Source organism: Halobacillus yeomjeoni (assembly GCF_020171525.1).
GTDB lineage: Bacteria > Bacillota > Bacilli > Bacillales > Halobacillaceae > Halobacillus > Halobacillus yeomjeoni.
This window is the reverse complement of the sequence record NZ_JAIVAI010000001.1, coordinates 1,110,969-1,134,223: the sequence shown is the minus strand read 5'-3', so window position 1 is coordinate 1,134,223 and position 23,255 is coordinate 1,110,969. Positions and strand designations below refer to the sequence as shown.

General features: G+C 45.8%; 22 protein-coding genes. 21 read left to right on the top strand and 1 reads right to left on the bottom strand.

Annotated features, from left to right (window positions below):
• Nucleotides 1-62 precede the first annotated feature (62 nt).
• From LCL89_RS05885 to LCL89_RS05875, 3 genes are all read left to right on the top strand, one after another.
• Entirely contained in the window at nt 63-584 is a 522-nt protein-coding gene (locus LCL89_RS05885; RefSeq protein WP_224808647.1) for a YceD family protein, read from the top strand.
• A 50-nt stretch (nt 585-634) separates the two neighbouring features.
• Nucleotides 635-808, top strand: coding sequence for a 50S ribosomal protein L32 (gene rpmF, locus LCL89_RS05880; protein WP_197315672.1), 174 nt, complete (start codon nt 635-637; stop codon nt 806-808).
• Nucleotides 809-1,506: 698 nt separating this feature from the next.
• The gene (locus LCL89_RS05875; RefSeq protein WP_197315673.1) at nt 1,507-1,986 is read left to right on the top strand and encodes an RsfA family transcriptional regulator; all 480 of its coding nucleotides are present in this window, start codon (nt 1,507-1,509) and stop codon (nt 1,984-1,986) included.
• A 233-nt stretch (nt 1,987-2,219) separates the two neighbouring features.
• Here the strand turns inward: LCL89_RS05875 and LCL89_RS05870 are convergent, their stop codons facing one another.
• The gene (locus LCL89_RS05870; RefSeq protein WP_197316789.1) at nt 2,220-2,708 is read right to left on the bottom strand and encodes an N-acetyltransferase; all 489 of its coding nucleotides are present in this window, start codon (nt 2,706-2,708) and stop codon (nt 2,220-2,222) included.
• A 162-nt stretch (nt 2,709-2,870) separates the two neighbouring features.
• On the opposite strand from LCL89_RS05870, the gene LCL89_RS05865 reads away from it, so the two are divergent.
• The 18 genes from LCL89_RS05865 to ftsA all read left to right on the top strand — a co-directional run bounded on the left by LCL89_RS05865 (nt 2,871) and on the right by ftsA (nt 23,204).
• Complete coding sequence (locus tag LCL89_RS05865; RefSeq protein ID WP_224808643.1) at nt 2,871-3,743, top strand: 2-dehydropantoate 2-reductase; 873 nt, start codon at nt 2,871-2,873, stop codon at nt 3,741-3,743.
• Entirely contained in the window at nt 3,743-4,123 is a 381-nt protein-coding gene (locus LCL89_RS05860) for a DUF3397 domain-containing protein (protein WP_224808641.1), read from the top strand. Before LCL89_RS05865 ends, LCL89_RS05860 begins: the two co-directional genes overlap by 1 nt.
• Nucleotides 4,124-4,219: 96 nt before the next feature.
• Nucleotides 4,220-5,845, top strand: coding sequence for a bacillithiol biosynthesis cysteine-adding enzyme BshC (gene bshC, locus LCL89_RS05855; RefSeq protein ID WP_224808639.1), 1,626 nt, complete (start codon nt 4,220-4,222; stop codon nt 5,843-5,845).
• A 160-nt stretch (nt 5,846-6,005) separates the two neighbouring features.
• On the top strand, nt 6,006-6,437 hold the full coding sequence (gene mraZ, locus LCL89_RS05850) for a division/cell wall cluster transcriptional repressor MraZ (RefSeq protein WP_197315677.1): 432 nt from the start codon (nt 6,006-6,008) through the stop codon (nt 6,435-6,437).
• 23 nt (nt 6,438-6,460) lie between these two features.
• A complete protein-coding gene (gene rsmH / locus LCL89_RS05845; protein WP_224808637.1) occupies nt 6,461-7,441 on the top strand; it encodes a 16S rRNA (cytosine(1402)-N(4))-methyltransferase RsmH in 981 nt (326 codons plus the stop codon).
• On the top strand, nt 7,438-7,803 hold the full coding sequence (gene ftsL, locus LCL89_RS05840) for a cell division protein FtsL (RefSeq protein WP_197315678.1): 366 nt from the start codon (nt 7,438-7,440) through the stop codon (nt 7,801-7,803). Before rsmH ends, ftsL begins: the two co-directional genes overlap by 4 nt.
• 21 nt (nt 7,804-7,824) lie before the next feature.
• Nucleotides 7,825-9,972 carry a PASTA domain-containing penicillin-binding protein gene (locus LCL89_RS05835; RefSeq protein WP_224808627.1) on the top strand — a complete coding sequence of 716 codons (2,148 nt, stop codon included), beginning with the start codon at nt 7,825-7,827 and terminating at the stop codon, nt 9,970-9,972.
• Nucleotides 9,973-10,060: 88 nt separating this feature from the next.
• Entirely contained in the window at nt 10,061-11,983 is a 1,923-nt protein-coding gene (locus tag LCL89_RS05830; RefSeq protein WP_224808625.1) for a stage V sporulation protein D, read from the top strand.
• 533 nt (nt 11,984-12,516) lie between these two features.
• A complete protein-coding gene (locus LCL89_RS05825; RefSeq protein WP_224808623.1) occupies nt 12,517-13,992 on the top strand; it encodes a UDP-N-acetylmuramoyl-L-alanyl-D-glutamate--2,6-diaminopimelate ligase in 1,476 nt (491 codons plus the stop codon).
• Nucleotides 13,989-15,347 carry a UDP-N-acetylmuramoyl-tripeptide--D-alanyl-D-alanine ligase gene (locus tag LCL89_RS05820; RefSeq protein ID WP_224808621.1) on the top strand — a complete coding sequence of 453 codons (1,359 nt, stop codon included), beginning with the start codon at nt 13,989-13,991 and terminating at the stop codon, nt 15,345-15,347. Before LCL89_RS05825 ends, LCL89_RS05820 begins: the two co-directional genes overlap by 4 nt.
• A 39-nt stretch (nt 15,348-15,386) precedes the next feature.
• Nucleotides 15,387-16,373, top strand: coding sequence for a phospho-N-acetylmuramoyl-pentapeptide-transferase (gene mraY / locus LCL89_RS05815; RefSeq protein ID WP_197315683.1), 987 nt, complete (start codon nt 15,387-15,389; stop codon nt 16,371-16,373).
• Nucleotides 16,370-17,716 carry a UDP-N-acetylmuramoyl-L-alanine--D-glutamate ligase gene (murD, locus tag LCL89_RS05810; RefSeq protein ID WP_224808618.1) on the top strand — a complete coding sequence of 449 codons (1,347 nt, stop codon included), beginning with the start codon at nt 16,370-16,372 and terminating at the stop codon, nt 17,714-17,716. The genes mraY and murD overlap by 4 nt, the downstream gene beginning before the upstream one ends.
• A gap of 62 nt (nt 17,717-17,778) precedes the next feature.
• Nucleotides 17,779-18,879 (top strand): stage V sporulation protein E, encoded by a 1,101-nt coding sequence (gene spoVE, locus LCL89_RS05805; protein ID WP_197315685.1) that lies wholly within the window; start codon nt 17,779-17,781, stop codon nt 18,877-18,879.
• Nucleotides 18,880-19,188: 309 nt separating this feature from the next.
• Nucleotides 19,189-19,968, top strand: coding sequence for a cell division protein FtsQ/DivIB (locus LCL89_RS05800; protein ID WP_224808607.1), 780 nt, complete (start codon nt 19,189-19,191; stop codon nt 19,966-19,968).
• Nucleotides 19,952-20,653, top strand: coding sequence for a DUF881 domain-containing protein (locus LCL89_RS05795; RefSeq protein WP_197315687.1), 702 nt, complete (start codon nt 19,952-19,954; stop codon nt 20,651-20,653). Before LCL89_RS05800 ends, LCL89_RS05795 begins: the two co-directional genes overlap by 17 nt.
• Before the next feature lie 5 nt (nt 20,654-20,658).
• On the top strand, nt 20,659-21,366 hold the full coding sequence (locus LCL89_RS05790) for a DUF881 domain-containing protein (RefSeq protein ID WP_224808605.1): 708 nt from the start codon (nt 20,659-20,661) through the stop codon (nt 21,364-21,366).
• A 1-nt stretch (nt 21,367) separates the two neighbouring features.
• Nucleotides 21,368-21,724, top strand: coding sequence for a small basic family protein (locus tag LCL89_RS05785; protein WP_224808603.1), 357 nt, complete (start codon nt 21,368-21,370; stop codon nt 21,722-21,724).
• A gap of 190 nt (nt 21,725-21,914) precedes the next feature.
• On the top strand, nt 21,915-23,204 hold the full coding sequence (ftsA, locus tag LCL89_RS05780) for a cell division protein FtsA (RefSeq protein ID WP_197315690.1): 1,290 nt from the start codon (nt 21,915-21,917) through the stop codon (nt 23,202-23,204).
• The last annotated feature ends 51 nt before the right edge of the window (nt 23,205-23,255 follow it).

The window sequence follows — 23,255 nt, the reverse complement described above, 5'->3', positions numbered from 1 at the left end:
AAAATATTGACAAATAAGCAAAATCCTTTTACAATAACTTTTGTTGCCATGAGGTGAGAACTATGAAATTTCCTCTACAGAAACTGAAGCAGACAGGCGATGAGCCGTTTGTTTTTGAAGATGATGTAGATATTCGCGAATTAGAGGATTTGAACAATGACATTCGCAGGATTTCCCCTGTTCATGTCAAAGGTCAAGCCATAACACGAGGGAACGATATAACCATAACTTTTACTATTGAAGGTGAAATGGTATTGCCTTGTGCACGGACGTTAGTCGATGTGACTTATCCTTTCCAAATAGATGCACTGGAAGTTTTCAACCTTTCTCCGTATCATACCGAAGAAGGAGAAGATGAAGTTCATCCTGTGCATGGAGAAGTGCTTGACTTAACGCCTTATATCAAGGAAAATGTACAATTGGAGATTCCAACTCGCGTGTTTTCTGATGATGATGAGGCTCATGAAGAAGCCCTCCAAGAAGGAAAGGGCTGGCAGGTGGTTACAGAGGAACCAGAGGAAAAGAAAGTGGATCCTCGAATGGCTAAACTGCAATCATTATTAAACGAAGAAAATGACGAATAAGAAAATCTTCAAGGTTTTCGAATCGTAAATAAAGTAAGGAGGTGTACAACATGGCAGTACCTAAGCGTAGAACGTCTAAAAAGGTTAAAAACCAACGTCGTACTCACAAAAAGCTTCATGTCCCTGGCATGATCGAATGCTCAAACTGTGGGGAGTACACAAAACCACACCATGTTTGCAAATCTTGTGGACAGTATGATGGAAAACAAGTGATTAACGACTAATCACTTTCTAAGGAAGAGTCTGACTGATGTCAGGCTCTTTTTTTATTGGCTTTGTTAAAGTCTGTTGTTGATATTTTAAATGATTACTAAATAGTCCTCGTCTGAGATTTGGTGTCCGGTCCTTTATTGACTCAGAGCATGGGATGGCAGGGAAAACAGTCCGCTTTCCGCGGGGGACGCTTGAGTCTCCTCGAACTTCGTTCTCCGGGGTCTCACCTTGTTCCTTTTTCCCGCAGGAGTCTACCTGTTTTCCCTGCCATCCCGTTCGTAGTTGGAGTACCGAACTTCGTTAATGGCCTTTCCGCCCTTTCTACTTTGAAGAGGCGGCCTTTTAGAATGGCGAGACTCCTGTAGGATAAAGGTACATCGTGAGACCCCGGAAGGCGCAGCCTGAGGAGGCTCACGGTACCCCACGGAAAGGGAGTCATTCTAAAAGGCCGCCTCATACAAATTCCAGGACGGAAAGACACAAAGACACCAAGACACCAAGCAATAACAAAGCCGTTTCTTTTATGAAATTAACACTTCCAATAGCTTTCATAAACTTAGTAAACCCGTGTTCCTATGAATGGAAGTGTCAAAAGAGATACGTGCAAAAGGGTCATAAAGAAACATTGACTTTGAGAAAAAGTGAAAAATACGATTCTATCAACCCTCTTTTTTGCATAACTATAAGCAAACGATAGAGGAGGGATGGTATGGACGCCCCGAGACAAGATGCCTGGAAGGACGAGGAAGATCTTCTTCTGGCCAATACAGTTCTGAAATATATACAGGAGGGGAAAACTCAGCTGGAAGCATTTCAGGACGTTGCCGCGCAATTACGGAGGACGCCGGCAGCATGTGGGTTCAGGTGGAATGCCACAGTAAGAAAAGAGTATGAGGATGAAATCCAGCAAGCGAAACAAAATCGGAAAGGAAAGCGAGCAGTCTTCACTGCGACTCCTTCTCCTGATGGTGATTCTCCGATGTCGATCGATGCTGCGATCTCCTTCTTAAAAGAAATGAAAGTGAAACAAACTGAAGATACAGGGAAACAAAGGTTGGAATATGAACTGAAACAATTGAATGAAGACAATAAAAAGCTGCGGAATCAGCTGAAACAGTGGGAAGCAGCATGGAATGAAGTGGATAAACTCGTCCACTGGGTAAAGGAACGGCATAAAAGCCCGATTTAAGACGTCTTTTTGTTGTGTATGAAGAACATGGTGAATGTGAGAATGATGAAATCCTTTAAAGAGTTGCGTAATTTGAACAGTGGATGGAATGATTTACTGTCATAATTGCGCAATTTCATTTTTAGGGATTCAGAAGACACGATCGATATAGCAACGCATTATGTTTTATCCCCTCCTCCACAAAAATAAAAAGCCGCTACAGGGAAGCTGTAGCGGCTTTTCTTTATTTTTCATTATTCCGAAGCCGTGACATCTCTTTCTTCTACACCGCTCGGCATCCAAATCAACGGGTTTTCTCCTAAATCACGCTCGACATCATAATGAGCTTTTTGGAACCCCATCTTCTCCCAAAAGCCGTGAGATTTAATACGTGGGTTCGTCTTGATAGGGAGGTTGAATTCTTTAGCGAACTCTACGAGTGCTTTTCCATATCCTTGGCCCTGGTAGTCAGGAAGGACTTCTAATTTCCAAAGCTCCAGGTAATCCTGAGGGGGTTCGAAATAGTGGTCATACTTAGCACTTACGCGATAGAGGCTCATACGGGCGACTAAAGCGCTTCCATAATAAATACCGTAAAATGGTGATTCGCTGTCATTTTCTACAATATTGCTTTCAAGGTCTTCGAACATCGCCAGTTCCTGGTTGCCGTATTCCTTGAAGCGTTTAAACTCCTCAAGAGTTTTATAGTTCACTAATAGTGGTTCCACTTTTGTCTTGGTCATCATGACACAATCCCCTTTCATAGATCTGTATCTTCTTATATTATAATATAAAAATATTCAGAATGAAATGAACATTTGAGTTTTCGACATATTTTGACTGCCAACCCTATCGTCTGTCTGCTACAATAGGAAAATAGAAACCGAACGAAATGAGGGTCAAAAATGAATATTGGAGTGATCGGCGCTGGTTCGATCGGTCTGTTGGTGTCTTATTACCTGGGTCGTGAGCATCAAGTGCACGTTTATGTGAATAGAGAAGAGCAGAAGGACGGGCTCTCACGTAATGGAATTACGTGTTTACCAAAAGAAGATCAGACCCCGGTCCAAGCTCATTTGAAGAATGAAGGTTACCGCAACCACGATGTACTCATCGTCACCGTCAAGCAATCTCATTTAGATGAGGTATTAGCAACGAACTTGCTGGACGGGACGCCGGTTCTATTTTTACAAAATGGGATGGGGCATGTCGAAAAAGTCCAAACAGCCTGTGATGTTCCATGGGTCGGAGTGGTGGAACACGGTGCACTGAAAATCGGAGATACCGAAGTACATCATACGGGGAAGGGTAAAATAGCTATTGCCTCTATTGCACCGGATGGAAAGATTGCCGAAACCGCTGCTTCATTGAATACCAATGATTTCCCCATCGAATTTCACGAAGATTATTACGATATGTTGTCTTCGAAATTGGTGGTCAATACCGTCATCAATCCACTGACCGCATTGTTCGGGTTGAAAAACGGATGTATTCTTACCAACCCTTACATAAATGAACTCGCAGAGAAGCTTTGTGAAGAGGCCTGTTCTGTCCTGGAGCGCTCGTTTTCATATGAATGGAATCGACTACAGAAAATTGCAGACAATACGAAAGCAAACCAGTCGTCCATGTTGAAAGATATCATTGAAGGGAGACGGACAGAGATCGATGCCATCTCAGGTTATATCATAGAGAAGGGCGGTCATCCGGTTCCTTATCACCGGTTCATCGTCAAAGCCATTCATGCTTTAGAAGCGGAAAACAGGAGGGATTTATAATGAGTCAATTCATGATTTCGATGGTCGCTCTCATTCTGACGCTCCCTATTCCTTTCCTCGTCGTATTTTATTTTTTCGCTAGAAAGTGGTCGAGATATAAAACGAAAGCCGTCCATCGTACAGCTCATGTCTGTGCCCCGGTGTTCATCCTGGCTGTTCATGTGCTGGCGTACGTCATTTTTGAACAAAGTTTTTTAGCTTACATACTGATTTTCCTTTGCATAATTCTGGGGGTTTCCCTCATCGTGCAATATAAGCTCCATGAGGAAATACAACTGAGGCGTGCCTTCAAAGGTTTCTTCCGTGCGAGCTTTCTGATATTCACGCTATTTTATATGGGACTGACGTTGTACGGGTTGGCGGCTCGTTTGTTATCCTGACAAACAGATTAGATGAACTCTCTACATCTTTTATGTACAATACAATAGGATACATAGTAGGAATCACATTCAAGCGTATAAAGGAGTAGTTCATATATGCGTATCAACCCGATCCAGCTACAGTCGAAACAAGCACTTTTCAATGATTATAAAAATGATTTTTCAAATATAGCAGATAAATTCGAATACGATCCGAAAGATACTTCCATATGGGAGAGGCGGATGGAACATCTCCGCACAAGGTCCTATCAAAGAGATGCGCTGACAGACGTTCTGATTGACATGAACAAGCGCTGGAATGCACCGGAGTCGACGATCTCCACGATTGAGAAATTGAGAGACGAAGAGAGTTCAGTCGTCATTGCAGGACAGCAGGCCGGGCTTTTGACAGGTCCACTCTACACGGTAAACAAAATCATATCCGTCCTTCAACTGGCAAAACAAAGGCAGAAAGAATCCGGTCGACCGGTGCTTCCTGTCTTTTGGATTGCCGGAGAAGATCATGACTTCGATGAAATCAATCATCTTATGATGAAGAGTGAAGGGAAAATGAAAAAGATTTCCATCGGTCAGACACCGGAATCAAAAGCATCTGTCTCGGAAGTTGAAATCAATAAATCCAGTGCTGAGCAATGGGTGAAGGATATATTCGGAGCAGCTAAGGAAGCGGAATATACGAGTGAGTTCTATGAGCAGGTCCAAATGCTCCTTGAAGAATCCGAGACGTACAGCGACTTCTTCGCCAAACTTGTTTATCGGCTTTTCCCGGATGAAGGGCTCATCATCGTCGATGCTCATGACCCTCAAATTCGTAAATTGGAGTCACCTTACTTCTCTGCCATGATTGAAAACAATGAATCGATTGCAGGCGGTGTTTTTGCAGCTCTGCAGGTCAATCGTAAACAAGGGTATGAAATGAATCTCGACAGTGATTTGGATGACGCCCATATCTTTTATCATGATAATGGAGACCGCATCCTTTTAATGAAACAGGAAAACGGAAGTTACAGAGGGAAGAATAATGAGCTGACATTGAGTGAGCAGGAATTGAAGGAAACCGCGGAACTATCACCTGAGCGTCTCAGCAATAACGTGGTGACCAGACCATTGATGCAGGAATTTTTGTTTCCTGTCCTTGCCTTCATCGGTGGACCGGGAGAAATCAATTATTGGTCAGCGCTGAAACCGGCGTTCCGAGCCGTGGACTTAGAAATGCCGCCTGTATTTCCGCGCCTTTCATTCACCTTCATCGATCGTAAATCGGAACAGCACCTCGAACGACTGCAGATTGATGCTTCAGAAGCCATCCGACATGGAGTGGGTGAAGAAAAAATGAATTGGCTCGCTTCCCGGAGTGCTCCGCCGATTCACCGATTGAGTGAGCAGGTGAAGGAAGAAATCGATCGAATTCACCGCCCGTTACGGGAGAAGTCCTCTGAATTCGGTCCTGATCTGGAGCAAATGGCGGAGAAAAATCTGGATTACATCTTCAAACAAATCGATTTCCTTGAAAAACGGATGAACCAGTCCCTGGAGCAGCAGTATGAACACGAAGTTGCTCATTTCAATGATTTGGATCTGCTTTTACACCCATTTGGTGGATTGCAGGAGCGGGTGTGGGGCATCGTCCCATGGGTCACCCTATACGGTACAGACCTGTTCTGTCGCATCAATGAACACACGATCCCTTTCCATGAGGACCATTTTATCGTTTACGTATGAACCGGTCCTCCACTTCCCACCACATGCCGAATCTGTCAAAATAACCTTAAAATTCCTGCCTTTCGCGGCAGGAATTTTTTTCTGTAAAGAGAATTGAAAAAAGTATGTGGAGAAAAGTGGGGCGATGTGGTAAGCTGAACACAGAAGGTGGGGGAACTGTATGTTCATGGGAGAATTTCAACATAACATTGATACCAAAGGGCGGATGATCGTTCCCTCCAAGTTCCGTCAAGATCTTGGTGAGAGCTTTGTCCTAACCAGAGGTTTAGATCAGTGTTTGTTTGCTTATCCTATGGACGAATGGAAGCTGCTTGAAGAAAAGCTGAAAAAGCTTCCCCTGACAAAAAAAGATGCCCGAGCCTTCACTAGATTTTTCTTTTCAGGCGCAGTCGAGTGTGAGTTGGACAAGCAGGGGAGAGTCAATATCCCGCCACCGCTCAGGAAGTATGCCTCGCTGGAAAAAGAATGCGTTGTCATTGGAGTTTCCAACCGTATCGAGTTTTGGAGTAACGATCAGTGGGAAAGCTATTTCGAGGAGTCTGAAGAGTCGTTTTCGGAAATTGCAGAGAACATGTTGGATTTTGATATTTGATAGAGATAGAAACGAGTGAGACGATGTTTGAACATTATAGCGTATTAAAAAAAGAAACCACCGAGCAATTACATATTAAGCCTAAGGGGGCATACGTGGATTGCACTCTCGGTGGAGGCGGTCATTCGGAGGTCATCGCGTCCCAGCTGGATGCTGAAGGTCATCTTTATGCTTTCGACCAGGACGAAATGGCATTGGAAGCTGCCAAAGAACGGCTGAAGCCTTATGCGGACCGGATTACATTCGTGCAGGCGAATTTCCGGCAGTTAGAAGAGAAGCTGAACGAGCTTGGTGTGGAACATATTGACGGGATTGTTTATGATCTCGGAGTTTCCAGTCCACAGCTTGATATCGGTGACCGTGGTTTCAGTTATCAAAACGATGCGCCTCTGGATATGAGGATGGATCGTACAGCGGCGTTGACTGCGAAAGAAGTTGTCAATGAATGGCCTTATGAGGATCTTGTCCGGATTTTCTTCAAATACGGAGAAGAGAAATTTTCTAAGCAGATCGCAAGGAAGATTGAAAAAGCCCGCATGGACCATTCAATCGAAACGACGGGTGAGTTGGTCGAGTTGATCAAAGAAGGCATACCGGCACCGGCGAGACGAAAAGGTGGACACCCGGCCAAACGTGTTTTCCAGGCGATCCGGATTGCGGTCAATGATGAATTGGGAGCATTTCAGGATAGCTTGCATCAAGCGGCAAGAGTCGTTTCTGTTGGTGGAAGAATTGCCGTCATCACTTTCCATTCGCTGGAAGATCGATTGTGTAAGCAGGCGTTCAAAAAGTGGAGTTCCAATCCTCCAATGCCGAAAAATATTCCGATGATTCCTGAAGATAAACAGCCACCATTTGAACTTGTCACACGAAAACCTATTATAGCTGAAGAAGATGAACTTGAGGAAAACCGTCGCTCCCGCTCAGCGAAGTTGAGAGTCGTAGAGAAAGTAAAGCCTTGGAGTAAAGAATTCGAATATGAGGAAGGGTGGAAGAAAACATGAGTATGGAGCATGCAAGGCAGCACCAGCCTTTACGTCAACCGGATAGACAAAGACAGGTTAAAGTAAAGGTCCGTAAGACGGGATGGATCAGTACAGGTGAAAAAGTGTTGTATTCAGTCGCCACCGCTGGTCTTCTTGCTGCATCGATTTTTCTGGTCCAATTTTCGGCAGATACTGATGCATTGAACCGGGACATCCGCAGTCTTGAAACAGACCTTGCTCAACAGGAGTCTCAAAACGAGAATTTAGCTTATCAGGTCAAAGAACTGAGCAATCCTGACCGGATTCTGCGAATTGCGAAGGAAAATGGATTGAACATCCAAAACGCGAAGGTCAAGCAAGCCGCATCGGTCAGTAACTAAAAATAAATTGGTGATGCCCTTATGAAAAGTGCAAACACGCATAGAGGAGCCGCCATCCTCATCCTTGTTTTCTCCGTCGTATTCCTGATCATCGCAGGAAGGTTCTTATATATTGAAACGACTGCGAAGGTCGAAGGAGTCGACTTGAAAGAATGGGCGGAGGATGTGCGGACGAGTTCATATGAAATTGATGCCAAAAGAGGGAAGATCTATGATAAAAATGGGATGGTTCTCGCGTACGATCGTCCGACGTACCGGATGTATGCCATTGTCGATCCGAACTATTCGAAAAATTTGAAGGAGCCTAAACATGTGACGGATCCAGAAGAAACGTCAGCTGTTTTGGCTCCTTTGTTAGATATGAATGCGAGCGAAATGGCTGATCGTATGGAAGAAGGCCAGGAAAACGGCCGTTTCCAAGTGGAGTTCGGTCCCGCCGGCCGGGAGATTTCACAAGAGAAGATGGAGGAAATCAAAAAGCTCGACTTGAACGGCATTCAATTCCAGGAGGAAGCCAAGCGTTATTATCCGAATGGGATGTTCGCATCTCACGTCATCGGTTTTGCCCGTGCCCAGGATGGAAAAATCTCGGGCGTCACGGGAATCGAAAAGCAGATGGAAGAATACTTACAAGAAGAAAAAGGGAAAATCAAGTACGAACGGGATAAATACGGCACTAAACTACTCGACCCGAACGAAGTCATGACCGATCCTGATGATGGGGAAGATGTATACTTGACCATCGATCAGAAGATCCAGACGTTTTTGGAAGATGCCATGTCGCAGGTGGATGAGCAGTATGAGCCGAAAAAAATCATGGCTGCCGTCATCGATCCGGACACAGGCGAAGTTTTGGCGATGAGTAATCGTCCGAGTTACAACCCGAACGATATCGGAAATGTCCAAAACTGGTATAATGATTTGATTTCGTATCCATTCGAGCCGGGTTCGACTATTAAGATGTTCACATGGGCAGCCGCCATCGATGCCGGCGTTTACAACGGGACGGATATGTATAAGTCCGGTACGTACAAAGTTACGGAACGGTCACAAACAATCGGGGATCACAACTATCGTAAAGGATGGGGGTCCATCACTTATAACGAAGGTTTTCAGCGTTCCTCGAACGTTGCCGCATCCAAGCTCGTTTGGGAAAAACTCGGTCCTGAAAAGTTCAGAAAATACCTTTCTGATTTTCACCTCGACCAAAAATCAGGCATCGACCTTCCGGGTGAGCTGACAGGCCGCATGGTCTATAAACGACCGATCGAACAGATCACTACATCATTCGGACAGGGGTCTACGTTCACTCCGATTCAGTTGTTGACAGCAGCGACATCGATCGCCAATGACGGTAAAATGGTAAAACCTTATATGCTCTCCAAAATCACGTCAAGTGAAGGTGGGGAAGTATTGAAAGAAAGTGAACCTGAAGTGATTGGTGAACCGATATCAAAGTCGACAGCAGAAAAGATGAGAGACTTACTGGGTACAGTCGTCACTTCCGAAAACGGGACAGGGCAGTCGTTCAAGTTGAACGATTATTCTCTCGGAGGGAAAACGGCTACGGCACAAATCAGTAAACCTGGTGGCGGTTACCTGACAGGACGAAACAATTACGTCTTTTCCTTCATGGGAATGGCTCCCATTGAAGATCCTGAATTATTGATTTACGTAGGCGTGCAGCAGCCCGACCTTGAAGTGACGGAAGTCGGCTCTGAGCCTGTTTCCTATATTGTCCGCACCGTCATGGAAAACAGCCTCCACTATTTGAATATCCAGCCGGATAAGAACAAGGAAAACAAAGTGGTGCAGCAAGTGCTTCCGGATGTGACAGGTCAAAATCCGAAGCAGGCAGCGTCTCTTCTCAGAGAATCTTTTGAACGCGTTGAAGTTATGGGGGCCGGTAAAGAAGTGACAGCCACGCTCCCTGAAGCGGGTTCGAAAGTGTTGAAGAATCAAAGAGTCATGGTCATTACCGATCAGCCGAAAATGCCTGATCTGACAGGATACTCCTTAAGGGATGTCCATCGTCTTGCAGAACATTTCGGTCTCAAAATCGAAACGATGGGCAATGGCTATGTAACGAAACAAAGCATCAAAAAAGGATCCAAGATCAAAGAAGGTGGGTATCTCGTGGTGGAACTATCTCCGCCCGAGACACCATAGCCTTGACTTTCAGCAGTGTTCTAATCGTTTCCCGATTGCATATAGTGATACAAGCTGACACTCTATCGACTTTAAAGGAGTTATGGAGATGAGACGAGTATCACAAGTAGTCGTAAGGAAACGATTGATCACTGTTTTTTTTGTTGGAATGATCATATTCACCATCATCATCGGCAGGCTCGGGTATGTGCAGTTCGTACTGAGTGATTTTCTCATTTCCAAAGCAGAGGAATCGTGGAGCAGGGATATCACCTTCGAACCGGAGCGGGGGAGGATTCTTGATACGAACGGGGAAGTGCTGGTGGGAAACCAGTCGGCCCCGACGGTCATGGTCGTACCCAGGCAGGTGAAAGATCCAGAAATGACAGCGAAGAATCTATCGCAGATTTTACAAATGAGTGTGGAAAAGGCCTATACCCACGTCACGAAGCAGATCTCCATTGAAAAAATCCATCCGGAGGGAAGGAAGATTTCTGAAGCCCAGGCTGAAGCCATTCAATCCCTTGGGATGCCGGGCGTGTATATAGCGGAAGATTCTGAACGCTATTACCCTCATGGTTCGTTCCTTTCACATGTGCTCGGCTTCAGCGGCATCGATAATCAGGGGCTGCTCGGCCTTGAGGCTTACTACGATGGTCAATTGAAAGGCGAAAAAGGAGCCCTTTCCTTCTTCTCAGATGCCAAGGGTAAAAGGATGCCGGACATGGCGGATATTTATAAGCCACCGGTGGACGGAAAAGACTTGCAGCTCACGATTGAATATGAAGTCCAGTCGATCATCGAACGGGAACTGAATATCGCACAAGCGAAATATAACCCTGATGGAGCTGTCGCTCTTGCTGTCGATCCTGATACCGGACGAGTAGTCGGAATGGCTTCGCGCCCGAATTATCACCCTGCCCACTACCAAAAAGTCGATCCGAAAGTGTATAATCGGAATCTGCCGGTTTGGAGTACATATGAACCGGGTTCCACATTCAAGATCATCACATTGGCGGCGGCACTTGAAGAAAAGCTGGTCGATCTTGAGGAAGAACATTTCCACGATTCAGGATCGGTCAAAGTGGACGGGGCGACGCTCCATTGTTGGAAACGAGGAGGTCACGGCGATCAGACCTTTATGGAGGTCGTGCAGAACTCCTGTAACCCGGGCTTCGTCCAACTGGGACAGCGTCTTGGGACGGAGCGGCTGTTTAATTACATCGACAAATTCGGTTTTGGTGAAAAAACGGGTATCGACCTTGAGGGTGAAGGAAAAGGGATTCTGTTCAATCCTAAAAACGTCGGACCTGTCGAGCAGGCAACGACCGCCTTCGGGCAAGGGGTATCCGTAACCCCCATCCAGCAAGTGATGGCCGTGGCTGCTGCAGTCAACGGCGGTTATTATTACGAACCGTATATTCAAGAGGCATGGCTCGATCCTATTGACGGCAAAGTGATTGAAAAGAATGAGCCACTGCTGAAACGCCGGGTCATTTCCGCGGCCACGTCCAAGCAGATTCGTGAATCACTCGAACACGTCGTCGCTAAAGGGACCGGACGCGGAGCTTATGTAGAAGGGTACCGTGTCGGTGGAAAAACGGGTACAGCGCAGAAGGTTGGACCCGATGGCCGGTACATGGAAAACAACCACATCGTATCATTCATCGGCTTCGCACCTGCCGATGACCCGGAGCTGGTCGTATACCTTGCTATTGATAACCCGAAAAACACCGTTCAGTTCGGTGGGGTGGTAGCTGCACCGATTGTAGGGAATATCATGGGTGATAGTTTACGAGCATTGGATGTTGAGCCTAGAAAAAATGGCCTCGAAAAAGAATACACGTGGCCTGAGGAACCTTTGGTGGCTGTTCCGGATATGACAGGGTTTGAAGAAGAAGACTTCATCGAAATGCTTTCCTATCTGAAAATCGAAGTAAGCGGAACAGGAAATAAAGTCATCACACAGGCACCCGAAGCAGGCGTTAAAGTACCACCAGGATCCAAAGTGAGAGTTTATATGGGAGATTAACATCATAGATTACAAAAGCGGGGGGACCAGTGGAGGTCTTAATAAAACTACTTCCACTACCCTCTCCATCTTTTTTAGCAGGCTTTATTCATGTTTAGTGGTGACTCATGGAGTTCTAGGCATTGGTAGATTATGGGGGAGCATCAAGCTTTCACTGGTCTTATATATGCGCAGGAGTCTCCAGGTTTATAGGACTCTTAGGTTTGGTAGTTTTTCACATGGGCAAAACATCTATGAAAATTTGTTTGATTTACAGTTTAGAACTATTCAAATATGGTAAGGGTCGTCGGGGAAGGGTGAGACTCCCGCGGGAGAAGGAAGCTTGCCGGTTCCCCCGCAGGAAAGCGAATCCTTCCCCGACGACCCTGCACAAGGCCCCATGCAGAATTTGAACCTAACCATTATTGAGTTTCTGTAGAAGAATCAACAACAGATTTTTAAAAAAGCATTTTAAGAAAGTTGTTTTCACGATAGGCACAAGTCAGAGAGCATTTGATATAATGAATCCTATATGCGATAAGGGTGACGGAATGATGAAAATGAAAAAGTTGTTAGAGACTCTGCCCTATTATCAAGCGAGTTCTTCGATTGCCAAACTTTCTGTCACAGGGATCTCGATGGACTCAAGGGCAACCCAGCTGGGTGACCTATTCGTTTGTATCCGTGGAATTGAAGCGGATGGTCATCGGTTCGTTCCCCAAGCCGTTCAAATGGGAGCGAAAGCGGTGGTTGCGGAGGAACCTGTGAAGTGCGATGTTCCTGTGATCCTCGTCAACGATACGACGAGAGCTCTGGCGATGCTGTCTTCCACTTTTTACGGGTTTCCGACAGAAGACCTTCATCTCATCGGCGTGACCGGCACGAATGGAAAAACGACCATCACCTACCTGCTCGATGAAATTTTTCAAAACCACCGGCAGACGACAGGGGTCATCGGTACGATTCAGGTGAAAATCGGCGAAGAAACGTTCCCAGTCAAAAATACGACCCCGGATGCCTTGTCGCTGCAGCGATACTTTTATAAAATGAGGAAAGCGAAAGTGGACACTGCCGTCATGGAAGTGTCCTCACATGCGTTGGACCAGGGCCGGGTGTACGGGTGTGATTTTGATATCGCCATCTTCACGAACCTGACTCAGGATCATCTCGATTACCATTCGAATTTTGATGATTACCTTCGTGCAAAGTCCCTATTGTTCGCTCAATTAGGAAATGGGTATAATAGAGGGCGCGACAAATTTGCGATTATCAACATCGATTCTCCTTCTGCCCCGCGTTTCATTCGCTCGACGTCTCAGAGACTGTTGACGTATGGAGTGGAAAAGCGAGCGGATATTATGGCGGAGGATTACCGTCTTACAGAAAAGGGTACGGTATTTACGTTGTGCACCCCCGTCGGGGAAGTTGATATTGAAAGTCCTTTGATGGGTCTGTTCAACATCTATAATATGCTGGCGGCCGCGGGTGCTGCCATCACCTCGGGAGTTCCGCTGGAAACGATCCGTTCATCTTTCGAACAATCGACAGGTGTCCGTGGACGGTTTGAGTCAGTGAGGGAAGGACAGCCCTTTGGAGTAGTGGTCGATTATGCCCACACCCCGGATTCGCTGGAAAATGTATTGAAGACGATCCGTGAGTTTTGTGAAGGGAAGGTCCGTGTCGTTGTCGGATGCGGAGGAGACCGGGACCGCAGCAAACGTCCATTGATGGCACAGGTGGCGATGAATGAGGCGGATGAAGTCATTTTTACGACAGATAACCCGCGGACAGAAGAGCCACGGCAGATTTTCAAAGATATGACGAACCATTTAAAAGGTTCTTACGAAGTGATAGAAGATCGGAAGAAAGCGATTGGTGAAGCCATTCATCAAGCCCGGCCTGGAGATATCGTGTTGATTGCCGGAAAAGGACATGAAACGTACCAGGAAATTGACGGAATCCGCCATCACTTTGATGATTGTGAAGTGGCAAGGGAAATATTAACAAGTATGAAGGAGCGTCCATCATGATTTTTGAAGTGCGAGAATTAACGAATCTATTCCCTGACTACAGAGGGGCAGGAGACGGGAGCATCCCGGTCCAGGCGATCATGACCGATACGAGGAAAGATGTCCCTGAGAGCATGTTCATCCCGATTATCGGCGAATCATTTGATGCCCATAAGTTCATCAACGTAGCCATTGAGCAGGGAGCGGTGGCTGCTCTATGGCAGAAGGACCACGAGGTGCCCGATTCTGTACCTGCCGATTTTCCTTTATTCTTCGTAGAGGATACGACAAAAGGATTGCAGGATCTGGCTTCTTTTTACTTGAAAAAGGTCGACCCACTGGTTGTCGGAGTCACAGGATCGAATGGAAAAACGACGACGAAAGACATGACAGCATCAGTTCTTGCAACAGCGTACAGAACCCACAAGACTAAAGGGAATTATAACAACCATATCGGTCTGCCTCTGACGATTCTCGATATGAAACCTGATACAGAAGCGGTCGTTCTGGAAATGGGGATGGACCGTGCTGGGGAAATCTCTGTCTTATCCCGTTTGGCCCGCCCGGACTATGCCCTTATTACAAATATCGGAGAGTCTCACATTGAAAACTTCGGATCCCGTGAAGGTATTGCGGCTGCGAAGATGGAAATTGCAGAAGGACTGAAGACGGACGGTCATTTAATCATCGATGGGGACGAACCGTTATTGGAAGATGCCAAAAAAGAGTTTCAGTCGATCTCCTGTGGTTTCGATGGAAAACCTGATTATCTGATATCCATCGAAAAACTGACAGAAGAATTGAGTCGTTTTTCTGTCAAAGGGGAATCTTATGAGCTACCGATGGCTGGTAAACACAACGTGAAAAACGCGGCGTATGTCATAGCCTTGGCTCATAAGCTGGGCTTGTCTGAAAAGCAGATACAGCAGGGTTTCCGCCAGCTTGAAATGTCAGGCATGCGTTTTGAGAAGCATGAAGGGGTAAACGGAGCGTTGGTCATCAACGATGCCTATAATGCGTCACCGACTTCGATGAGAGCTGTCATCCGTGTCATCAGTGACCTGTCTTCCAAACAGGAAAAAATATTGATTCTCGGGGATATGTTTGAACTCGGAGAGCAGTCTGAATCGCTGCATGCCAGCGTAGCAGAAGCGATCGATGAAAAAATCGATGCCGTCTATACCATCGGAAAGGACTCAGAAAAGATTTCAGAAGCGGTGGCTTCAAAATCACCCCAAACGAAAACACACCATTTCAATGAAAAGAAAGCATTAGGTCATCATGTACGTTCGTTATTGACATCAGATACTGTAGTTTTGATCAAAGCATCTCGGGGGATGAAACTCGAAGAACTACTCGAGGATCTTGTGAAATAAACGAAAGGCGATGACGGAGAAACAAAAGGAGGAACAAATATGAACGAATACATATTACTAATCACTATGGCACTATCTTTCGTCATTACGGTCGTGATATCACCGGTCATCATCCCTTTTTTAAGACGATTGAAATTTGGACAGGCCATCCGTGACGAAGGGCCCGAGTCCCACCAGAAAAAATCCGGAACCCCGACGATGGGCGGTGTGATGATCATCATAGCGGTGGTCGCTGCAACGCTCATCGCTTCACTTTGGTTCAATGCCGATGCCCTGGACAGTCAGCTGTTCCTTGTCCTTTTCGTACTGCTCGGCTATGGACTTCTCGGCTTTTTGGATGACTATATAAAAGTGGCGAAAAAACGGAATCTCGGTTTGACATCCAAGCAGAAGATGCTGGGCCAAATCGTGATTGCCATCGTCGTTTACTGGATTTTAAGACAGAACGACTTCCCGACAGACATTGCCATCCCTGGAACCTCATTCGAAATCGAACTGGGCTGGGGTTATGCTCTGCTTATCTTATTCATGCTGGTCGGTGGGTCCAACGCAGTCAATTTGACCGATGGACTGGACGGGCTGCTTGCAGGTACGGCTGCAATCGCTTTTGGTGCGTTCGGAATACTTGCTTGGAGCGGTACACCGAATGTGGAAGTGACGATTTTCGCGCTTTCAGTCGTAGGTGCACTGCTTGGATTCCTCGTATTCAACGCCCACCCGGCAAGAGTATTCATGGGCGATACAGGTTCTTTGGCTCTAGGTGGAGCGATTGCGATCATTGCCATTTTGACAAAGCTTGAACTCCTTCTTGTCATCATTGGCGGCGTGTTCGTTCTCGAAACTTTATCCGTCATCATTCAAGTGATTTCCTTTAAAACGACCGGAAAACGTGTTTTCAAAATGAGCCCGCTTCATCACCATTATGAGTTGAAGGGCTGGAGCGAGTGGCGTGTCGTCACGACGTTTTGGACTGTCGGCTTGATCTTTGCCGTCATCGGCATTTATATTGAGGTGATGTTCGGATGAAAAACTTACAATCATTCCCTTATACCCACGTCCTTGTTCTGGGGCTTGCCAAAAGCGGGACCGCCGCCGCCCACCTACTGCTCGACAGTGGGGTGACGGTGCGTGTCAATGACATGAAAGCGGATGAAGCGAGCGAGCCTGTTCAAGAGCTCAAAAGCAAAGGAGCCGATATCGTGGTCGGCTCCCATCCCCTTTCGGTTTTGGATGACATTGATTTAGTAGTGAAAAACCCGGGAATTCCTTATGAAAACCCGATTGTAGATGAAGCTGTCAAACGTGAGATTCCGGTCGTCACGGAAGTGGAGCTCGGAGGAATGCTGCACGATGGACCGCTGATCGGAATTACCGGCTCTAATGGAAAAACGACGACTACGACTTTGATTCATGAAATGATCAAAGCCGATCATAAGCCCGTTTCAGTGGCTGGGAATATAGGTGAGGTTTCCTGTGAAGTGGCGAGGACGACGACCGAGGAAGAAACGATGGTTGCAGAATTGTCTTCATTCCAGCTGCTCGGGACAGAAAACTTCCGCCCTGATATTGCTGTTCTTCTGAATTTGTATGAAGCTCACCTCGATTATCACCATACGCTGCAGAACTATCATAATGCCAAGGCGAAGATTTTTGAGAATCAAACCGAAGAAGATACGTTCGTCTATAATGCAGACGATCAGAAGATCTGCAGCTATCTGCCATCTGTCAAAGCCAAACAGGTCGCTTTTTCTATTCAAGAAAAAGTAGATGGTGCCTGGGCCGATGATAAACGGATTTACTTCTATGATGAACCGATCATGAAAATCGTCGACATCCTGCTGGTCGGTGAGCAGAATCTGCAGAACATTTTAGCAGCTGTAGCGGCTGTCAAAGGAATCGGTGTCTCAAACGAAGCCATCCGCGACGTATTGACGAGCTTCAAAGGTGTTGCCCACCGTCTTGAGTTCGTCACCGAAAAGAATGGAAGGTTCTTCTATAACGATTCTAAAGCGACGAATATTTTAGCGACATCCTATGCGCTGAGGTCATTCAAACAGCCGATCATCCTGCTTGCAGGCGGGCTTGATCGAGGGACAAGCTTCGATAGCCTGACACCGTATATGTCATCCGTCAAAGGGATGGTCGTGTTCGGTGAAACGGCGGATATGCTTGCGGATGCAGGGAAGCAGGCCGGAGTGGAAGAAATCGTCAAGGTAGGGAACATGGACGATGCCGTCCAGGAAGCTTATCAAATGTCTGTGGAGGACGATGTGATTCTTTTATCGCCTGCCTGCGCAAGCTGGGATCAATATCGTACATTTGAAGAAAGAGGTCACATGTTTACAGAAGCTGTGCATAAGCTGAATTAAGGGCTTAATGCGGACAGCTTAATGCCCTGGTTTCCATTGAGATGGGAGGTAGGGCTTTTTTTATGGGGGACAACCTTAAGAAGCCGGATTTATGGTTGACGGCAGCAATACTTGGAATTCTCATCATCGGAGTCGTGATGGTCTATAGTTCTTCTAGTATTTGGTCTCAATACAAGTTTGATGACCCATGGTTCTATGCCAAACGGCAGATGTTGTTTGCGACGGCAGGGCTGATTGCGATGGTGATCTTGTCAAGAATTCCTTATTACTTTTGGTTTCAGCACGCGAAGTGGATCTTGATTCTCTGCCTGATCTTTCTGGTCGCCGTTCTCATACCAGGCGTAGGGATGGTACGTGGGGGAGCAAGAAGCTGGATCGGCGTAGGGATGTTCAGTATTCAACCCTCAGAATTCATGAAGCTTGGGCTGATCTTATTCCTTGCCCGCTTCTTATCGGAACGGCAGAAGTTGATGAACTCTTTCCAGCAGGGTTTCCTGCCGGGACTCGCATTGATTCTCGTGCCGTTCGGTTTGATCATGCTGCAGCCGGACCTTGGTACCGGGGTGGTCATGGTCGGGACATGCCTCATCATGATGTTCACGGCAGGGGCAAGGATCAGCCACTTCATGTGGATTGCGGCTGCAGGAATGGCGGGTATGGTCGGTTTGATTGCATCAGCTCCTTATCGGATTAAGAGGATTACAGCTTTTTTACATCCTTGGGAAGACCCCCTCGGAGCTGGTTTCCAAATCATCCAGTCCCTTTATGCGATCGGTCCGGGTGGGCTGCTTGGGCTCGGGCTTGGGAACAGCATGCAGAAATTCTTCTATCTTCCTGAGCCTCAAACGGATTTCATCTTTGCTGTACTGGCTGAGGAGCTGGGGTTTTTAGGTGGGTTTTTCATACTCGGTTTATTTTTCATCTTACTTTGGAGGGGAATCCGAGCCAGTTTATATGCCCCCGATCTATTCGGCATGCTGCTTGCGTTAGGAGTAGTCGGAATGGTTTCCATCCAGGTCATGATCAACGTCAGTGTAGTGACGGGCTTGATTCCAGTGACAGGGATTACCCTGCCGCTCGTCAGCTATGGCGGTTCATCTTTAACATTGACGCTCGCTTCCCTGGGGCTCTTATTAAGTGTAAGTCGATATTCTCAACGGTAAAAAAGTACAGATCATGGATCTGTACTTTTTTGTTGTTTTTAGTCGAATACTAGGTTTATATTAGATTATATAAGGGAAAAGAGTTATTTGCGGTACATATGGAAAACAACGTGAGGAAAGGGTGGGAAATTCCTGAAAAAGGATTGGAAACAAGTTGAACTCTAACCATCGATTTACCTGAATTTGTGATATAATGGGATTTAAACGGTTAGGTGTCAAAAGGGTTGATTTTATCACCAGAAACTCTGTCCGACTACCAGCTGAAAAGAACATCAACTGGGTGAGAATTCAGTTAGGAGAATGCCCATTATGGAAGAAAGAAAAATTGTTTCCATAGAAGATCGCATACCGAAATTAAAGCAATCCAGACGTAAAAAAGCCAATCGTCGATTGATTTTATATTTGACGATTTTATTTTTGTTGATTGCAACAGTCGTCTACTTGCAGTCCCCTCTGAGCAATGTACGAACGGTTTCAGTAGAAGGGGACCGATATGTAAGTGAAGATGAGATCAAAGAACTTTCCGGAGTGACCGATCAAACGAACATTTGGAAAGTGGACCGAAAACAAGTCGAAGAAAAAATTGAAACGCACAAAGAAATCGCTCAAGCAGAAGTATCGAGAAATTTACCTAGTACCGTGCAAATTAAGGTTGAAGAATCAGAAAGAATCGGGTATATCCAGCAGAATGGGGAGTTCCGGGCCATTTTAGAAGATGGGACCGAATTGGACGAGACATCAGCTCATCCGGGCGCAGACGCCCCGATTTTAGTAGGATTCGATAAAAAGACGTATTTGGAAGAAATGTCTAAAGAATTGAAAGCCCTGCCGCCGAGTGTTTCCAGTCTCATTTCAGAGATCCATTGGAGGCCTCAGGAAGACAATCCTTATCAAATCCGCTTGTATATGAATGACGGGTTTCAAGTCCAGGCATCGATTCGGAACTTTTCCAGCAAAATGCCTGCTTACCCGTCCATCGTAGCTCAATTGGATGAAGGAGCAGAAGGTCTCATTCATATTGATGTAGGTGCTTACTTCGAGGAATTCAAAGATCCAGAAGAGGAGAATGAAGATGAGACTCAAGGGTAAACCTATGATTCTATCACTCGTTCTGCTCGTATCCGGCTTTTTGATTTCTTTCAGTTACCAGCAAACGAATGAACGGCCGAAAATCGTCCAGTTGAATGATTCACAATGGAAGCAGGAGTATTATTATAAAAAACAGCTCTTGGAAATTGAAGAAAAGAATAAACAGTTAAGGGAAGAGCTTAAGAAGAAGCGGGAAGCTGTCCAAGACTATGAATCGAATTTAGCAGCCAATGAACAAGCGGTATCCGATTTCGTCTCCCGAAAGAAGAATCTCCAAATGCTCGCAGGTGAACTTCCTGTCCAGGGAGAAGGGGTCGAAGTGGTATTGAGAGATGCCGAATACATACCAGACGATGATCAAGTCAATCAATACATTGTCCACGAGCGGCATATGCATATGGTCATCAATGAGTTGTTGAGTGCAGGTGCGAAAGCGGTCGCGGTCAATGGGCAGAGGATTTTCAAAGACAGCTATATTGCTTGTACAGGACCCGTCATCACAGTAGATGGCATCCAGCATCCCGCCCCGTTTGTCGTAACGGCGATCGGGGATACCGACGTGCTTCATGCGAGCATGGAACTGACAAGAGGAGTTGTCGATCAACTGGTCAGTGAAAATGTAGACGTTGAACTGTCCAAGGAAGATAAGATTGAAATGAAGGCCAGGCTATCCGCTGGAAGGTGATTTAGATGAAGAAACAATCAAAGTGGATGGTTGGACTCGTCTGTTTGTTTGCGGGTTTTATGGTGGCTGTACAATTCCAAACGACAGCTGGAGAGCCGGAAATCAGAGATACACGTGACGAGTGGGAAGTGAGAGAAGCTCTCGTTAAACAGCAGGATGTGCAGCAAGAGCTTCTACAAAAAATATCTGAAGCGGACCAAACCATCGAAAATTATGAGGAGAAATCTTCTGCAGAACAAGTAGCTGCATTAAAAAAATCCATAGAAAAGTTAGAGAAGAAAGTGGGTTTGACTGAGGTCGAAGGGGAAGGAGTAAGCATTGAAATCTCAGCGATATTCATTGAAAATATCGAAGGGGTCCAAGCGTACCCTGCTGTCACTCCTCAGCTTTTGAGCCGGTTATTGAATGAATTGAATACGTTCGGAGCGGATGAAATCTCCATCGGGAACGAACGGATCACCAGCTTGTCCCCGGTGCGGGATGTCAACGGTTCGACATATGTAAATAACCGTCCATTTCCTCCGTTACCGGTCCAGATCAAAGTATTGACCGATCAGCCTGAGAAACTGCGGGATTATATCCATGCCAGTCAATCAAAGGAAATCTTCAATATCGAGAACCTGGATTTGCAGGCGGAAGTGAAAGAAGAGCTGACTCTGCCCAAATACGATGACCCGCTCCATTTGAAAATCTTCAAAGAAATTGGTGAATGAAATGTGGTTACCGCTTTTATTTTTGATCATTGGTCTCGCCTTAGGCTTTCTGTCAGATATTCAGATTCCTGATGCTTATTCCAACTATTTGTCTATTGCCGTTTTAGCTGCTTTTGACACATTGTTCGGAGGAATCCGGGCTCAGTTGGAGAAAAACTTCGATGACATTGTTTTTATCACAGGGTTCTTTTTCAACGTTTCCCTGGCTGCGGTACTTGCATTCATCGGAGTTCAATTAGGCGTTGATCTCTACTTAGCGGCTGTGTTCGCCTTTGGAATAAGGTTGTTCCAAAATTTAGCAATCATCCGCCGGTTGATCATTGACCAAAAATTACTAATAAAAATCAGAAAAAAATAAGTATAATTAAGAGGATATTTACGAAACTCTGTGGAAAACAACTAATATACGAGTTTTCCTTACTTTATCAATGAATACGTTCGGTGAATTATATCAATTCATTTACGTTTATATTTCAACGATTGTATTTTTAACGTGAGTTCGATATGCTTTGTACTACTTATGGCTTGTAACAGGAGGTGCGTCACTGGTGAAACAAAACGAAATATTAGTGAGTTTAGATATAGGCACAAGTCGAATCAAAGTGATCATTGGAGAAATCATGAACGATACGCTCAATATCATCGGAGTAGGTACTGCCAAATCCAATGGTATGAAAAAAGGGGCGATCGTTGATATAGATCAAACTGTCCAGTCCATACGATCTGCAGTTGAGCAGGCGGAACGGATGGTTGATATGAAAATTGACCGCGTTGTCGTCGGTGTCAATGGCAACCATATTCAACTGCAGCCATGCCACGGCGTGGTAGCGGTGTCGAGTGAAAGCAGGGAAATCGGAGATGAAGACATTACGAGAGTCATTGACGGCGCTCAAGTCGTATCCATCCCTCCAGAAAGGGAAATCATCGATGTCATCCCAAGACAGTTCATCGTGGATGGCCAGGATGAAATTACGGATCCACGCGGAATGATCGGTGTGCGTCTGGAGATGGAAGGAATGATCATCACCTGCGCGAAGACGGTTCTACATAATACATTGAAATGTGTGGAGAGAGCAGGCCTTGAAGTGCTTGATGTTTGCTTACAACCTCTCGCTTCAGGGACCGTCTCTCTATCCGAAGACGAAACGAACCTCGGAGTCGCTCTCGTAGACGTTGGAGGAGGCTCCACGACCGTCTCTGTTTTTGAAGATGGAAACTTGAAAGGGACAAGCTTGATTCCTCTGGGTGGAGACAATCTTACGAAAGACCTCTCTATCGGATTACGTACATCCACAGAAGAAGCAGAGCAGGTGAAAATAGAACATGGACATGGATTTTTTGATGATGCCAACGAAGAGGAAACATTTTCTGTCACAATTATAGGAAGTAATCGGGAACAGGCATTCAATCAATTGCAAATCTCTGATATGATTGAAGCTAGACTGGAAGAGATTTTCGTCTTGGTTGCACAGGAAATTCAACGCATGGGTGTCCGGGAACTGCCGGGAGGTTTCGTTCTTACAGGTGGAACGATGAATATGCCTGGCGTCCTTGAATTGGCACAGGATGTTTTCCATTCGAACGTTCGCTTAGCCATCCCTGATTATATCGGTGTTAGAGAACCACAGTTCACAAGTGGGGTAGGCATCTTGCAATTCGCCTATCGTAATGCGAAAATACAAGGAAAAGAGATATTCCCATCGGTATCCGCTGATTTCGAACAAAAAGCACCTAAAAAACAAAAACGCGTATCCAAGCAACCGAAAGAAGACAAACCGAAGCAAGAGAAGAAGAAAGATTCAAGCCTCTCAAATCTATTAAAATATTTCTTTGATTGAACTCGGGTTTGAAATCGGTAAACAGGACAGATCATACAATAAAACTTGTAA

What these genes read in the sequence shown, in the direction of transcription:
- LCL89_RS05885 (WP_224808647.1), top strand. Translation starts at nt 63, where the DNA reads ATGAAATTTCCTCTACAGAAACTGAAGCAGACAGGCGATGAGCCGTTT.
- rpmF (WP_197315672.1), top strand. Translation starts at nt 635, where the DNA reads ATGGCAGTACCTAAGCGTAGAACGTCTAAAAAGGTTAAAAACCAACGT.
- LCL89_RS05875 (WP_197315673.1), top strand. Translation starts at nt 1,507, where the DNA reads ATGGACGCCCCGAGACAAGATGCCTGGAAGGACGAGGAAGATCTTCTT.
- LCL89_RS05870 (WP_197316789.1), bottom strand. Translation starts at nt 2,708, where the DNA reads ATGACCAAGACAAAAGTGGAACCACTATTAGTGAACTATAAAACTCTT.
- LCL89_RS05865 (WP_224808643.1), top strand. Translation starts at nt 2,871, where the DNA reads ATGAATATTGGAGTGATCGGCGCTGGTTCGATCGGTCTGTTGGTGTCT.
- LCL89_RS05860 (WP_224808641.1), top strand. Translation starts at nt 3,743, where the DNA reads ATGAGTCAATTCATGATTTCGATGGTCGCTCTCATTCTGACGCTCCCT.
- bshC (WP_224808639.1), top strand. Translation starts at nt 4,220, where the DNA reads ATGCGTATCAACCCGATCCAGCTACAGTCGAAACAAGCACTTTTCAAT.
- mraZ (WP_197315677.1), top strand. Translation starts at nt 6,006, where the DNA reads ATGTTCATGGGAGAATTTCAACATAACATTGATACCAAAGGGCGGATG.
- rsmH (WP_224808637.1), top strand. Translation starts at nt 6,461, where the DNA reads ATGTTTGAACATTATAGCGTATTAAAAAAAGAAACCACCGAGCAATTA.
- ftsL (WP_197315678.1), top strand. Translation starts at nt 7,438, where the DNA reads ATGAGTATGGAGCATGCAAGGCAGCACCAGCCTTTACGTCAACCGGAT.
- LCL89_RS05835 (WP_224808627.1), top strand. Translation starts at nt 7,825, where the DNA reads ATGAAAAGTGCAAACACGCATAGAGGAGCCGCCATCCTCATCCTTGTT.
- LCL89_RS05830 (WP_224808625.1), top strand. Translation starts at nt 10,061, where the DNA reads ATGAGACGAGTATCACAAGTAGTCGTAAGGAAACGATTGATCACTGTT.
- LCL89_RS05825 (WP_224808623.1), top strand. Translation starts at nt 12,517, where the DNA reads ATGAAAATGAAAAAGTTGTTAGAGACTCTGCCCTATTATCAAGCGAGT.
- LCL89_RS05820 (WP_224808621.1), top strand. Translation starts at nt 13,989, where the DNA reads ATGATTTTTGAAGTGCGAGAATTAACGAATCTATTCCCTGACTACAGA.
- mraY (WP_197315683.1), top strand. Translation starts at nt 15,387, where the DNA reads ATGAACGAATACATATTACTAATCACTATGGCACTATCTTTCGTCATT.
- murD (WP_224808618.1), top strand. Translation starts at nt 16,370, where the DNA reads ATGAAAAACTTACAATCATTCCCTTATACCCACGTCCTTGTTCTGGGG.
- spoVE (WP_197315685.1), top strand. Translation starts at nt 17,779, where the DNA reads ATGGGGGACAACCTTAAGAAGCCGGATTTATGGTTGACGGCAGCAATA.
- LCL89_RS05800 (WP_224808607.1), top strand. Translation starts at nt 19,189, where the DNA reads ATGGAAGAAAGAAAAATTGTTTCCATAGAAGATCGCATACCGAAATTA.
- LCL89_RS05795 (WP_197315687.1), top strand. Translation starts at nt 19,952, where the DNA reads ATGAGACTCAAGGGTAAACCTATGATTCTATCACTCGTTCTGCTCGTA.
- LCL89_RS05790 (WP_224808605.1), top strand. Translation starts at nt 20,659, where the DNA reads ATGAAGAAACAATCAAAGTGGATGGTTGGACTCGTCTGTTTGTTTGCG.
- LCL89_RS05785 (WP_224808603.1), top strand. Translation starts at nt 21,368, where the DNA reads ATGTGGTTACCGCTTTTATTTTTGATCATTGGTCTCGCCTTAGGCTTT.